10 protein-coding genes are annotated in these 13942 nt (G+C 60.5%); 3 read left to right on the top strand and 7 right to left on the bottom strand.

The annotated features are described in order from the left end of the window. Positions 1-123: 123 nt before the first annotated feature. The 6 genes from parC to nudF form a co-directional block, all read right to left on the bottom strand. Complete coding sequence (gene parC / locus G5179_RS09320; protein ID WP_421258247.1) at positions 124-2418, bottom strand: DNA topoisomerase IV subunit A; 2295 nt, start codon at positions 2416-2418, stop codon at positions 124-126. An 83-nt stretch (positions 2419-2501) separates the two neighbouring features. Further along, positions 2502-4412: a DNA topoisomerase IV subunit B gene (parE, locus tag G5179_RS09325; RefSeq protein WP_005335894.1), complete on the bottom strand. Its 1911-nt coding sequence runs from the start codon at positions 4410-4412 to the stop codon at positions 2502-2504. A 132-nt stretch (positions 4413-4544) separates the two neighbouring features. After that, positions 4545-5132, bottom strand: coding sequence for a YqiA/YcfP family alpha/beta fold hydrolase (locus G5179_RS09330; RefSeq protein WP_421258248.1), 588 nt, complete (start codon positions 5130-5132; stop codon positions 4545-4547). Positions 5133-5144: 12 nt separating this feature from the next. After that, on the bottom strand, positions 5145-5963 hold the full coding sequence (cpdA, locus tag G5179_RS09335) for a 3',5'-cyclic-AMP phosphodiesterase (protein WP_041202814.1): 819 nt from the start codon (positions 5961-5963) through the stop codon (positions 5145-5147). Between the two features lie 22 nt (positions 5964-5985). After that, positions 5986-6474 (bottom strand): DUF1249 domain-containing protein, encoded by a 489-nt coding sequence (locus G5179_RS09340; RefSeq protein ID WP_234917839.1) that lies wholly within the window; start codon positions 6472-6474, stop codon positions 5986-5988. Further along, positions 6437-7078, bottom strand: a complete 642-nt coding sequence (gene nudF / locus G5179_RS09345; RefSeq protein ID WP_421258249.1) for an ADP-ribose diphosphatase — start codon at positions 7076-7078, stop codon at positions 6437-6439. The genes G5179_RS09340 and nudF overlap by 38 nt, the downstream gene beginning before the upstream one ends. Before the next feature lie 304 nt (positions 7079-7382). Here nudF and tolC point away from each other — a divergent pair, with 304 nt between their 5' ends. Continuing rightward, positions 7383-8705, top strand: coding sequence for an outer membrane channel protein TolC (tolC, locus tag G5179_RS09350; protein WP_266135321.1), 1323 nt, complete (start codon positions 7383-7385; stop codon positions 8703-8705). Positions 8706-8821: 116 nt separating this feature from the next. Here tolC and hldE read toward each other — a convergent pair whose 3' ends face one another. Further along, positions 8822-10249, bottom strand: a complete 1428-nt coding sequence (hldE, locus tag G5179_RS09355) for a bifunctional D-glycero-beta-D-manno-heptose-7-phosphate kinase/D-glycero-beta-D-manno-heptose 1-phosphate adenylyltransferase HldE (protein ID WP_058058377.1) — start codon at positions 10247-10249, stop codon at positions 8822-8824. A gap of 204 nt (positions 10250-10453) precedes the next feature. Here hldE and lpxL point away from each other — a divergent pair, with 204 nt between their 5' ends. Continuing rightward, a complete protein-coding gene (lpxL, locus tag G5179_RS09360) occupies positions 10454-11377 on the top strand; it encodes an LpxL/LpxP family Kdo(2)-lipid IV(A) lauroyl/palmitoleoyl acyltransferase (RefSeq protein WP_421258250.1) in 924 nt (307 codons plus the stop codon). A 626-nt stretch (positions 11378-12003) separates the two neighbouring features. Beyond that, positions 12004-13926 (top strand): PTS mannitol transporter subunit IICBA, encoded by a 1923-nt coding sequence (locus G5179_RS09365; RefSeq protein WP_124243201.1) that lies wholly within the window; start codon positions 12004-12006, stop codon positions 13924-13926. The last annotated feature ends 16 nt before the right edge of the window (positions 13927-13942 follow it).

Below are 13942 nucleotides of genomic sequence, written 5' to 3' on the forward strand. Positions count from 1 at the left end.
ATAGATGGTTAATTTACTCTTACCTAAATAACCATAGACATTATTTCCAAGGGAGTATAACGACTGCAATATAATAAACATTATTGAATATAAGAAGGGCGCTTTCGCGCCCTTCTATATTAATTACCCTTCCTGATTTTCCCCAGCTACCTGTTCGGCACCGGCGGCGGGTTCAATCTCGATGCGATCGACGCGCTGCAAACCGCGGGGCAGCTTGGCGCCACGGCGGCCGCGCTCGCCGCGGTAGTAGTCGAGATCCGAGGGTTTGAGGGTGAGCTTGCGCTTGCCGGCAAACAGGGTGACCGACTGGCCCTGCGGGATCACGGCGGCCATCACCACAAACTCCTCCCGCGCCTTGACCCGAGCCGACGGAATGCTGATCAGCTTGTTACCCTTGCCCTTGCCGAGCACCGGCAGGGTGTTCATCGGGAACAGCAGCATGCGCCCCTCGTTGGAGATGGCCATGCAGAGATCGGTCTCCGGCGAGCCGATCTTCTGGGGTGCCATCACCTGCCCCCCTTCCGGCACGGTGAGCAGCGCCTTGCCGTTCTTGTTCTTACCGATCAGGTCGTCATAGGTGCAGACAAAGCCGTAACCGGCGTCGCTGGCGATCAGATACGGCTCGCCCTCGTTGCCCATCACCAGATGGCGCACCTCTTCCCCAGCCCCCAGCGCAAAGCGGCCGGTGAGCGGTTCGCCCTGACTGCGCGCCGATGGCAAGGTGTGAGATTCGAGGGCGTAGGTTCTCCCCAACGTGGAGAGGAACACCGCCTGCTGGTTGCTGCGGCCACAGGCGTGGGCCAGATAGCTGTCCCCCGCCTTGTAGGAGAGCCCCTCGACATCCACATCGTGCCCCTTGGCGGCGCGCACCCACCCCTTGTCGGAGAGGATGACGGTGACCGGTTCGCTCGGCACCAGCTCTTTCTCGGTCAGCGCCACGGCGGTGGCACGCTCCACCAGCGGGGTGCGGCGATCGTCGCCGTACTTCTCGGCATCGGCCAGCAGCTCTTTCTTGAGCAGGGTGTTGAGGCGGCGCTCGGAGCCCAGAATAAGCTCCAGCTTGTCGCGCTCTTCGGCCAGTTCGTTCTGTTCGGCACGCAGCTTGAACTCTTCGAGCTTGGCCAGATGGCGCAGTTTAAGCTCGAGGATCGCTTCGGCCTGGGTCTCGGTAATGTTGAAGCGCTCCACCATCACCTTGCCCGGCTCATCCTCGGTGCGGATGATCTCGATCACCTCGTCGATGTTGAGATAGGCGATCAGCAAGCCTTCGAGGATGTGCAGGCGAGCCAGCACCTTGTCGAGGCGGAACTGCAGACGGCGACGCACTGTCTCGCGGCGGAACTGGATCCACTCGCTGAGGATGGTCTTGAGGCACTTCACCTGCGGCCGGTTGTCGAGGCCGAGGATGTTGAGGTTGACCCGGTAGTTCTTCTCCAGATCCGTGGTGGCGAACAGGTGGGCCATCAGCCCCTCCACATCCACCCGGTTGGAGCGCGGCACGATCACCAGACGGGTCGGGTTCTCGTGGTCCGATTCATCCCGCAGATCGGTGACCATCGGCAGCTTTTTCGCCACCATCTGGGCCGCGATCTGCTCCATGATCTTGGCGCCGGAGGCCTGATGGGGCAGCGCGGTAATGACGATGTCGCCATCCTCCTCGCTCCAGACTGCCCGCTGCTTGATGGAGCCCTTGCCGGTCTCGTAGATTTTGCGGATATCGTCGCGCGGCGTGATGATCTCGGCGTTGGTCGGGTAGTCCGGCCCCTGAATGTGCTGCATCAACACATCCAGCCCCGCATTGGGGTTGTCGAGCAGCTCGGCACAGGCGTAGGCCACTTCCCGCGCGTTGTGGGGCGGGATGTCGGTCGCCATGCCCACCGCGATACCGGTCACCCCGTTGAGCAGGATGTGCGGCAGGCGGGCAGGCAGCACCACCGGCTCCTTCATGGTGCCGTCAAAGTTCGGCGTCCACTCCACCGTGCCCTGGCCCAATTCGGAGAGCAGCAGCTCGGAGAAGCGCGACAGGCGCGCCTCGGTATAACGCATGGCGGCGAAGGATTTGGGATCGTCCGGCGCACCCCAGTTACCCTGACCATCCACCAGCGGGTAGCGGTAGGAGAAGGGCTGGGCCATCAGCACCATGGCTTCATAACAGGCGCTGTCGCCGTGGGGGTGGTACTTACCCAGCACATCACCCACGGTACGGGCAGACTTCTTGTGCTTGGAGAGGGCCGACAGACCCAGCTCGCTCATGGCGTAGATGATGCGCCGCTGCACCGGTTTGAGGCCGTCGCCGATATGCGGCAAGGCCCGATCCATGATGACGTACATGGAGTAGTTCAAGTAAGCCTGTTCGGTAAAGGTGCGCATTGGCTGGCGCTCTACCCCGTCCAGACTGAGCTCGATAGCATCACTCATGTGATTTTCTCTTTCGGTTCGGGAGCCGCCACAGGGCGACTCCGGCTAAATGCTTGCTGGCCCAGTGCGGGCCAGCCGACGGCTTAGATGATGGCGAGGTTGCCCTTCTCTTCCAGCCATTCGCGGCGATCGCTCGCCCGCTTCTTGGCCAGCAGCATGTCCATCAGCTGCAGGGTCTCGTCAGCCGCATCCCCTTCGCTCTCCCCTGCCGGCTCCATGGTGAGCTGCACCAGACGGCGGGTGTTGGGATCCATGGTGGTTTCCCGCAGCTGTTTCGGGTTCATCTCGCCCAAGCCCTTGAATCGGGTCACCATCACCTTGCCCTTCTTCTTCTCGGCTTCGACCCGCTGCAGCACGCCGTTCTTCTCGTCCTCGTCGAGGGCGTAGTAGACCTCTTTACCGATATCGATCCGGTAAAGCGGCGGCATGGCGACATAGACGTGGCCTTTCTCCACCAGCGTGCGGAAGTGCTTCACGAACAGGGCGCAGAGCAGGGTGGCGATGTGCAGACCGTCCGAGTCCGCATCCGCGAGGATGCACACCTTGCCGTAGCGCAGGCCGCTGAGATCCTCGGAGTCGGGGTCGAGCCCGATGGCGACCGAGATATCGTGCACTTCCTGTGAGGCGAGCACCTGACCAGCCTCCACCTCCCAGGTGTTCAGGATCTTGCCGCGCAGCGGCATGATGGCCTGAAACTCGCGATCCCGCGCCTGCTTGGCACTGCCGCCCGCGGAGTCACCCTCCACCAGGAACAGCTCCCCCTGCATGGGGTCGGCGCAGTTACAGTCAGTCAACTTGCCGGGCAGCGCCGGGCCCTGGGTAATCTTCTTGCGCACCACCGTCTTGGCGGCGCGCATCCGGCGCTGGGCGCTGGAGATACAGATCTCGGCGATCTGCTCCGCCAGCTCGGTGTTGCTGTTCAGATAGAGGCTGAAGGCATCCTTCACCACGCCGGAGACAAACGCCGAGCTCTGGCGGGAGGAGAGGCGCTCTTTGGTCTGACCGGCAAACTGCGGATCCTGCATCTTGATGGAGAGGATGTAGGCGCAGCGATCCCAGATATCTTCCGGTGTCAGCTTGACCCCGCGCGGCAACAGGTTGCGGAACTCGCAGAACTCGCGCATGGCGTCGAGCAGGCCCTGACGCAGGCCGTTGACGTGAGTACCGCCCTGCGCGGTGGGAATGAGGTTTACATAGGATTCGGCGAGGCATTCGCCCCCTTCCGGCAACCAGCAGAGCGCCCAGTCCACCGCCGATTGTTCGGAGCTGAACGAGCCGATAAAAGGCTGCTCCGGCAGGCAGGTGAACTGCTTGACCGCGTCGACCAGATAATCCTTGAGGCCATCTTCGTAGCACCACTCCAGCTTGATGCCGGTGTTCTTGTCGAGGAACTTGATGGTGAGGCCGGGGCAGAGCACGGCCTTGGCTTTGAGCAGGTGCTCCAGCTTGGTGACCGAGAACTTGGGTGAATCGAAGTAGCTCGCCTGCGGCCAGAAGCGCACCCGGGTGCCGGTGTTGCGGCGGCCGCAGGTGCCGGTGATGGTCAGCTCCTGCACCTTCTCGCCGCGCTCGAAGGCGATGTCATAGACCTGACCGTCGCGACGTACCGTCACCTCGACCCGATCGGAGAGGGCGTTTACGACCGAAATACCCACCCCGTGCAGACCGCCGGAAAACTGGTAGTTCTTGTTGGAGAATTTGCCGCCCGCGTGCAGCTTGCAGAGGATCAGCTCCACCCCGCTGACCCCCTCTTCCGGGTGGATATCGACCGGCATGCCGCGGCCGTCGTCGATCACTTCGAGGGACTGGTCTTCATGCAGGATCACCTCCAGATTGCGGGCGTGACCTGCCAGCGCTTCATCGACGCTGTTGTCGATGACCTCCTGGCCGAGGTGGTTGGGCCGGGTGGTGTCGGTATACATGCCGGGGCGGCGACGCACCGGTTCAAGGCCATTGAGGACCTCAATGGCATCCGCATTGTATTGAGTAGACATGGAGGGCCTTGCGAATTGACGTTTGGAGGGAATCTTAACTGCTAGGCGGGGGTAGAACAAACTCCCCGCACCGAAAGCTTGATCTGGAGAAGAACAAGCAGGGCGAGACCGCCCTTATTGACTCAAACCTGACTATAACCCGAGGAAACGGATGATCTGGGCGGGGTAGCGCTCGAACGCGACAAAGGCGTGGTTGCCGCCGCACTCCAGCGAGAGGCGGGCAAAGCGGTATTCATCCAGCGCCTTGCGATAGTCGAGCACCTCATCTCCCTGCTGTTGCAGGATCCAGAGTCGCTCCGGCGCCGCCACCGGTACCGCCAGTGCCCGCAGCTCATCCATATGTTCAGGCCGCAGTTCGTACTGCTCCCCGGTATAGGGATTGGTCTGGGGGCCAAGGTAGTCACAGAGCAGCTCGTGCGGGCACACCGCCGGATTGATCAGCGCCGCGCGGCAGCCGTACTGCTCGCTCACCCGGGTCGCCATAAAGCCGCCGAGGGAACTACCCACGGCGCCGAGCTTGAATTCACTACCATAACGACCCTGCAGATCAGCGATGGTCTGCTCGATAGCCGCCCAGGCCGCCGCCGGGGTGTTGGGCTGGGCCGGAATGATCACCTCGATGTCGGGCCGGTTGGCGGCCACCCAGGCAGCCATCTGCTGCGCCTTGGCGGAGCCCGGTGAGGAGTTGAAACCGTGCAGATAAAGGAGAACCGACTTCATGCAATGCTCTCCTCAATAACCGGTGGCGTTGGGGTCGGGCACAAACTGCCCCACCGGCAAGCGCCACACCTCGCTGGCCACCCGCCCATCCGGATAGAGGGTGAGATAGCGCCAGCCCGGGCCGGATTCATCCAGCGCGAAGCCATCAGAGAGCGGTTTGAACTGGATGCAAGTCGATGGGCTGGCAATCAGCCGCACCCCGCGGTGCACCTCGTCAAACTCCTGATGGACGTGGCCGAACAGGATGGTCTTCTGCTGCGGATGACGGGCCAGCACGGCAAACAGATCGTCGGCATTCTTGAGATTGTGCTGATCCAGCCAGGCGCAACCCACCGGCACCGCCTGATGGTGCAGGGTGATAAGAGCGTGGCGATCAGGATATTGGCGCAGGGCGCGGTCGAGGGCGGCCAGCTGGTGATCGCCAATCATGCCGTGGGGTTTGCCGCGCACCTGAGTGTCGAGCAGGATCACCTGCCAGTGGTCGCCCACCAGCTGCTTGGATTCGCTGATCCCGGCGGCATGGAGATATTCGGTCATCAGCGGGCTGTCATCGTGATTGCCGGGCAGCCAGTAGATGGGGCGGCCCAGGGGCGCCATCATGGAGGCGAAACGCTGATAGGATTCCGGGCTGTGATCCTGCGACAGATCGCCGGTCGCCAGAATCACCTCGTAGGGGTGTTCATTGGCCTGCACCTGTTCCAGCACGGCGGCCAGACTCTCTGCGGTGCGCACAGCCAACAGCCGCCCTTCGGCACTCGCGAAGAGGTGGGTGTCGGTAATTTGCAACAGGCGCACACTGCCGTCCTGCGCCTGGGGGAGCTCTGTTTCCAAAATCACGCTTCTTTTTATTTGTTCAACTGGAGATATTGATCGGGCTGGTACCATGTCTGAGACAAAATTTTAGCCATTCGGCCAGAAACAGATTTACCTGCTCCTTTTCGTCCCGCTGGTGCATCTTTTTATTGGGATAATCATAACGTGGTTGCAAACGGGAAATCTGTTGCGCTGCACACACTTCCGCCATTCGCACATCATGATACAAACGAATCTCTATCTGAGCTTGTAAATATTCGGGCAATTCGGGGTTGTGCTGGCTCAGGATCACCTGATTGGTGAAGCGACTCTCACCAATGATGGTGAGCTGGAACTGCAGATCGTTGCCGACCCGATAGCGGCGCTCGGCGCCGACTTCCCCATCAGGCGGCAGCAGTTTCATCAATGCCATGTAGTTGACCTCGCAGGTACGCTGCAAGGACATCAGATCAGGCACATAGCGCCTGCTCTGTTGCAGGGTCAGCGCCACCTCAGCAATCCGCCAGCCAGCGGGCACGCAGCTCGCCATGGTTGAGGGCCAGCCACTGCAGGGCGATGACCGAGGCCGCATTGTCGATGCGCCCCTCTTTGAGCCAGGCATAGGCCTGTTCGCGGCTCACCACGTGCACCCGGATATCTTCGCCCTCATCAGCCAGACCGTGCAGTCCCTCGGCCTTGCTGGCATCCACCTCGCCCACAAAGACCTCGATCCGCTCGGTGCTGCCGCCTGGGCTCACCAGATAGCTGATGGCATGCTCGCAGCGGGCCACCTCGATACCGGCCTCTTCCACCGCTTCGCGACGCACCACCGCCTCGGCGGTCTCTCCTTCGTCAATGATGCCGGCCACCAGCTCCAGCAGCCAGGGGGTCGGGCTGGTCTCCATGGCGCCGATACGGAACTGCTCCACCAGCACTATCTGGTCGCGCACCGGATCGTAGGGAAGCAACGCGGCGGCATGGCCCCGCTCGAACAGCTCGCGCACGATGGGCTGGTTCCAGCCGCCCGCAAATAACCGATGCTGCAAACGATAGACATTCACCTTGAAGAAGCCGTTATATCCAGCTGATTTTTCAATGATTTTCACATCATCGGCGGCGTAATGCCGATCTTGCGGCAAGGGTTGCTGCGACATCCGGGGCTCCCGTCAGCTTGACTTGTATCAGTTTGACCATAAAATCCGAGGAACATGAATGAACGTTCATTCACTCGGCGTGCCATGGTAATGAGGGGTGGATTTTAGCAGCCACAGACCATTTGGCTAGGCGCGCGGGGAGAAAACTGCGTCCGGTTCTTGACGTTCCCGTCACCGGACCTGAGACTCTTAGCATTAAATTTTGCTTATAGTAGAGTGATTAAGCTGCAATCAAGCTTGGTCGGTGACAATATTTGCCTCTCCAGCAACCAGTTTGGGTTACTACATAAGGTTAAAACGATCTATGAAAAGAACACTTTTGTCCGTCATGGTGTTGCTGGGCGTCAGTGCCGGTGCCCACGCCGAAAACCTGCTCGATATCTATCAACAAGCCCAGCTGAAAGACCCGCAGTTGCTGCAGTCCAAAGCCGTTCGCGACCAAGCCTTCGAGAAGATCAACGAATCCCGAGCCCCTCTGCTGCCCCAGATCGATCTGGGTGCCGGGCTCAATTATCTGCAAAACAAGAACGACACCCAGAGCAATACCAACGCCAAGGGTGAGGTGACGCTGTCGCAATCCCTCTATCGTCGCAGTAACTGGGTCAATCTGGATATCAGCGAGAAGCAGGCCACCCAGTCTGATGTCGCCTACAACCTCGAAATCCAGAACCTGATGGTGCGCACCGCCAAAGCCTACTTTGATGTGCTCAAGGCGATGGATACCCTGGAGTTCGTCCGTGCCAACAAGGTTGCGGTAGAGCGTCAGCTGGAGCAAACCCAGCAGCGTTTCGAAGTGGGCCTGACCGCCATCACCGACGTCCATGAAGCTGAAGCCTCCCGCGACCAGGCGCTGGCTGACGAGATCAATGCCGAAAACTCTCTGGACAACAGCTACGAGACCCTGCGCGAGCTGACCGGTATCGATCACCGCAATCTGGACGTGCTGAACACCGATCGTTTCAGCCCGCAGAAGACCGCCTTCGGCTCCGACAAGTGGCTGGAGCTGGCGCTGGACAAGAACCTGCAACTGCACAGTGCCCGCATCAGCAAGGACATTGCCAAGGAGCAGATCGATCTGGCCAAAACCGGCCATGAGCCGACTCTGGATCTGGGTGCCGGACTGCAAACCAGCAATACCGATTACAAACTGGATAGTATTCAGAGCGGCGGCAATGACAATCAGGCCAATATCGGTCTGACCTTCAAACTGCCCATCTACAGTGGTGGCGCCACCAGCTCCAAGGTGAAGCAGGCTCAATACAACTACGTTGCGGCCAGTGAACTGCTGGAGAAGAACTTCCGCTCGGTGCAGAGCACAGTGCGCTCCTCCTACAACAACGTGAACGCCAGCATCGGCTCGGTACGTGCCTACAGCCAGTCTGTGGTCTCCGCCGACAGCGCCCTGAAGGCAACCGAAGCCGGTTACGAAGTGGGTACCCGTACCATCGTCGACGTGCTGGACTCTACTCGCAAGCTGTACGAGGCCAAGCAGAAGCTCTCCGAAGCCCGTTACAACTACATTCTCAATATCCTGAGCCTGAAACAGGCTGCCGGTATTCTGGAAGCGCAGGATCTGGTGGAAGTGAACCAGGGTCTGATGCCTGCCACGGCAAAAGCCAAAGGCTGATAGCCGCTATCGGACATGAAAAAGGCGACCGCAAGGTCGCCTTTTTGTTATCCGTATTTCTGCCGGTTTGCTACCGCCGATAGTGAGCCCCGCCAGATTGCGGGGCTAGCAGAACGTTAGCCGCGCTCGCGGATCGTCTTGATGATGTCGGTGGTGGAGCAGCCATCCTCGAAGTTGAGGACGCGCACCTCACCGCCGTTGGCAGTCACTTCGGCGTAACCGGCGATATCTTCCGGCTTGTAGTCGCCGCCCTTGACCAGCAGATCCGGCAGGATCTCGGCGATCAGACGCTGCGGGGTATCCTCGGAGAAGGGCACAACCCAGTCCACCGCGCCCAGCGCAGCCAGTACGGCCATACGGCGCTCGGTCGGGTTGACCGGACGACCCGGCCCTTTCAGACGGCGAACCGACTCGTCGGTGTTGACCGCCACGATCAGGCGATCCCCCAGCTTGCCGGCGTTGGCCAGATAGGAGACATGGCCGGCATGCAGGATGTCGAAGCAACCGTTGGTCATCACTACCTTCTCGCCGCGCAGACGGGCGGCACGAACCGCCACTTTCAGCTGGGCTTCGGACATGACGCCGAAGCCGGTCTCCTGCTCGGTGTAGAGGGCATTGGCCAACTCGACCGGGCTGACGGTAGAGGTACCCAGCTTGCCGACCACGATACCGGCTGCGGTATTGGCCAGCGCACAGGCTTCGTCCAGGCTCTTGCCTGCCGCCAGCGAGGTAGCCAGAGTGGATATGACGGTATCACCGGCACCGGTCACATCATAAACCTCGTGAGCCTGAGCCGGCAGATGCAGCTCCGGCTGACCTTCGCGGATCAGGGTCATGCCGTTCTCGGAACGGGTGACCAGCAGAGCATCCAGCTCGAAGCGTTTGACCAGATCCAGCCCCTTGGCGACCAGCTCCTCTTCGCTCTTCACCTTGCCCACCACGGCTTCGAATTCGGACATGTTGGGGGTCAGCAGGGTGGCGCCGCGATACTTCTCGAAGTCGGTACCCTTGGGGTCGACCAGCACCGGAATACCGGCGGCTCGGGCGCGCTGGATCATGCCGGGCACGTCGTTGAGAGCACCCTTGCCGTAGTCGGAGAGGATCATCACGTCGCTATTCGGCAGCGCCTGCTCGACCTTGCTCATCAGCAGGGTGGCATCGACGGAGTGGAAGGGCTCTTCAAAGTCCAGACGCAGCAGCTGCTGGTTGCGGGACAGCACCCGCAGCTTGGTGATAGTCGGGAAGTCGGCCAGACGAACGAAATCACAGGCCACCTTGACGCCAGCCATCTGGCCAGCCAAGGCATCGGCTGCCTCGTCCTGACCGGTCAGGCCAAGCAGCACGGCGTGAGCGCCAAGGGCGGCGGAGTTGAGGGCCACGTTGGCCGCGCCACCGGGACGCTCCTCAATGTGTTCAACCTTGACCACGGGCACCGGCGCCTCGGGGGAGATCCGACCGGTAGGGCCATGCCAGTAACGGTCCAACATGACATCGCCAACGACCAGAACGCGGGCTTTTTCAAAATCGGGCAGGGTGATCTTCATCTGTATCGACTCTCAAAACCTGAAAAATCAGCGGGGGATTTTATCACACTCTTTTATCCGGTGTAGAAAAAGCCGACCGCAGTTGCCGCCGCTGTCACGCTAACCGGACGCAGGCTACCCCTCTGACCAGCACACAGCCATTCGCCCCCGCCCCCCCTTTTCGGCTAGAATCCCCCGATTGTGTTTGCGAACAAGAGATTAGCCATGGCCCACGACAACGCTCCCCGCCTCAAGCCCCGCCTGTTTCATCCCCGTTACTGGGCCAGCTGGTTCGGCCTCGGCCTGCTCTGGCTGCTGACCCTGCTGCCGTGGCGCAGCCAGATGTGGCTGGGCCGTCAGCTCGGTCGCCTCGCCGCCAGGATATTGAAGTCCCGGGTCAAGATTGCCCGTCGCAATCTGGAGCTGGCCATGCCCGAGCTGACCCGGGATGAGCGGGAGAAACTGCTTAAGGCAAACTTCGAGAGCGTGGGCTGCGCCGTGTTCGAGGTGGGGATCGCCTGGTTCTGGCCAGACTGGCGGATGCGCAACCTGATGAAGGTGGAAGGGGAAGAGCACGTTATCGCAGCCATGGAGAAGGGACAGGGCATGCTGCTGCTCTCCTGCCACTTCCTGACGCTTGAACTCAACGCCCGCTGTTTCGGGCTGGTACGGCCCGGGGTGGGGGTCTATCGCCCCAACACCAATCCGGTGCTGGAGTATGCCCAGTATCACGGTCGCTGCGCCTCCAACAAATATCTGGTGGACCGGATGGATGTGAAGGGGATGATCAAGGCGCTGCGCAACGGTGACGCCCTCTGGTATGCACCGGATCACGACTACGGCAGCCACGCCAGCGTGTTCGTGCCCTACTTCGCGGTGGAGCAGGCCGCCACCATCACCGGCACAGCCACCCTGGCGCGGGTGAAGAACACCGTTACCCTGCCCTGCTACAACATCCGCACCAGCGAGGGTTACACCCTGCATATCGGCGCGCCCCTTGCCGACTACCCCAGCGGGGATGACACGGTTGATGCCGCCCGCGCCAACCGCGAGATTGAAGCCGCCGTGCGCAAGGCGCCGGAGCAGTACATGTGGCTCCATCGCCGCTTCAAGACCCGCCCCTCTCCCGAGGATGCCGGCTTCTACTGAGCCGCAGCCCCGACAGGGCTCAGATCGCAAAAACCGACAAACCGCCTGCTGGCGGTTTGTTTTTATCTGCTATCAGCCCTGCGCGGCAAGCAAGCGCCCCGAACATCTGCCGCTCGATAACATTCTGCATGTTGGCGCCCATTCCCATCAATTAGCCTCAAAAGAGTCCCGTCCGCCGACCGTAAAAACTGAAAGCGGGTTACAAATTTATTGATTCATTGATAAGCAATGGAGTGTTTCGATAGATCCATCGTCACCACCCGCTGATGAGTGACTGAGTAATTTGCCCCATTCGAATACAAAAATCGAATTTGTGACGCTAATCACCATTCCACAAGGGGGCCACAAAGTAACTTTAGTGATTTAAATCACAAAAAATGACCATGCAAAACAGAAAAGATCGAAATGTAGCCGAATTACAGCTCTCGAATGTGATCAGGGTCACTGGTTATGGAGGGGGTATCGCTGGGTATCTGAGAGGTGGATCACAAGACACCCCGTTTTCAGCCTAATTTGATATCAAGCTGGTAGATTGAAGTTGCTTAGACGACCGGGATGGCGGTTCGGCAAAACCGGCCATCCCGACTACCACTTTTAATCAAACAGGCTTAAAACGGGGTCCCGACATGTTATCACCGGATACCAAAGTCAAGATACAGAATTTTGGACGCTTCCTGTCCAATATGGTCATGCCCAACATAGGCGCCTTTATCGCCTGGGGCTTTATCACCGCCCTCTTCATCCCCACCGGCTGGCTGCCCAATGAAACCTTGGCCAAGCTGGTCGGCCCCATGATCACCTACCTGCTGCCGCTTCTGATTGGCTACACCGGCGGCAAGCTGATGGGCGGTGAGCGCGGCGGCGTGGTTGGTGCCATCACCACCATGGGTGTCATCGTGGGGACCGATATCCCCATGTTCATGGGCGCCATGATGGTCGGCCCGCTCGGTGGCTGGGCCATCAAGCGCTTCGACAAGGCGATGGACGGTCGCGTCAAAAGCGGCTTCGAGATGCTGGTCAACAACTTCTCCGCCGGTCTTATCGGCATGCTGCTGGCAATCCTCGCCTTCTTCGTGATTGGCCCCTTCGTCAAGGTGCTCTCCGGTGTGCTGGCCGGTGGCGTCGGCTTCCTGGTGGATAACCACATGCTGCCGCTCACCTCCATCTTCGTTGAACCGGCCAAGATCCTGTTCCTCAACAACGCTATCAACCACGGCATCTTCTCACCGCTGGGGATCCAGCAGGCGACCGAGCACGGCAGCTCCATCTTCTTCCTGATTGAAGCGAACCCGGGCCCGGGCATGGGCGTGCTGCTGGCCTACATGGTGTTTGGTCGTGGTGCGGCCAAGCAGTCCGCGGCTGGCGCCTCCATCATTCACTTCTTCGGCGGCATCCACGAGATCTACTTCCCGTACGTGCTGATGAACCCGCGCCTCATTCTGGCGGTGATCGCCGGTGGCATGACCGGGGTCTTTACCCTGACCCTGTTCAACGCCGGTCTGGTCTCCCCTGCCTCACCGGGTTCCATCTTCGCCGTGTTGTTGATGACACCGAAAGCCTCCTTGATCGGGGTCGCCCTCTCCATCATCAGCGCCACTCTGGTCTCTTTCCTGGTCGCCGCCGTGTTCGTTCGCGCCCAGCAGCCGGAAGCTGACGAGGCCGATGCCCTCGGTGAAGCCACTCGCAAGATGAAAGCCATGAAGGGTGGCAAGCCCGAAACCGCAGCGGCCAAAAAGCCGGGCGGCGAACTGATGGCGGTACGCAATATCGTGGTCGCCTGCGATGCGGGCATGGGCTCCAGCGCCATGGGCGCCGGCATGCTGCGCAAGCGGGTGCAAGCCGCCGGGCTCGATATCAGCGTCACCAACCGCGCCATCGATCAGCTCGACGATCAGGTGGACTGGGTCATCACCCACAAGGATTTGACCGAGCGGGCTCGTCGCCATGCGCCGAACGCTCACCATATTTCCCTGACCAACTTCCTCGACAACGGCCTCTATCAGGAGCTGGTACAGAGCCTGAGCCGCGCCGCCAACGATGACGTCGCCAACCCGCAACTGCTGGTAGCGGCCAACGACGACAGCTACGAGCCGCAGGCCGCCGAAGTCTTTACCCTGAGCCGTCATGACGTGCATCTGGGACTGAAAGCGGACAACAAGGAGGCCGCCATCCTGACCGCAGGCCGACTGCTGGCAGAGCGCGGCTACGTGGCGCCCGACTACGTCAACGCCATGCTGGAGCGTGAACAGCTGGTCTCCACCTACCTCGGCGAATCCATCGCCGTGCCTCACGGCACCATCGCCGCCAAGGAGTTTGTGAAGCGTACCGGCATCGTCATCTGCCAGTACCCGGCCGGGGTCGCCTTTGGCGAGGCTGCCGATGAGGTAGCGCGGCTGGTGATCGGCATCGCTGCCCGCAACGACGAACACATGCAGGTGATAACCCGCCTGACCAATGCACTGGATGAACCCGGTCTCATCGACCGGCTGGCCAGCACCACGGATCCACAGGCCTTCCTGGATCTGCTGGGTGCCGAACAGGCTGCGTAATCATCTTTCATCGTCT

This window comes from Aeromonas sp. 600886, assembly GCF_049174935.1.
In the GTDB taxonomy this organism is placed as follows: Bacteria; Pseudomonadota; Gammaproteobacteria; order Enterobacterales; family Aeromonadaceae; genus Aeromonas; species Aeromonas veronii_A.

Coding starts and splice junctions, on each gene's coding strand:
- tolC (WP_266135321.1), top strand. CDS start 7,383: ATGAAAAGAACACTTTTGTCCGTCATGGTGTTGCTGGGCGTCAGTGCC.
- G5179_RS09340 (WP_234917839.1), bottom strand. CDS start 6,474: ATGGCGAGCTGCGTGCCCGCTGGCTGGCGGATTGCTGAGGTGGCGCTG.
- lpxL (WP_421258250.1), top strand. CDS start 10,454: ATGGCCCACGACAACGCTCCCCGCCTCAAGCCCCGCCTGTTTCATCCC.
- parE (WP_005335894.1), bottom strand. CDS start 4,412: ATGTCTACTCAATACAATGCGGATGCCATTGAGGTCCTCAATGGCCTT.
- hldE (WP_058058377.1), bottom strand. CDS start 10,249: ATGAAGATCACCCTGCCCGATTTTGAAAAAGCCCGCGTTCTGGTCGTT.
- G5179_RS09330 (WP_421258248.1), bottom strand. CDS start 5,132: ATGAAGTCGGTTCTCCTTTATCTGCACGGTTTCAACTCCTCACCGGGC.
- parC (WP_421258247.1), bottom strand. CDS start 2,418: ATGAGTGATGCTATCGAGCTCAGTCTGGACGGGGTAGAGCGCCAGCCA.
- nudF (WP_421258249.1), bottom strand. CDS start 7,078: ATGTCGCAGCAACCCTTGCCGCAAGATCGGCATTACGCCGCCGATGAT.
- G5179_RS09365 (WP_124243201.1), top strand. CDS start 12,004: ATGTTATCACCGGATACCAAAGTCAAGATACAGAATTTTGGACGCTTC.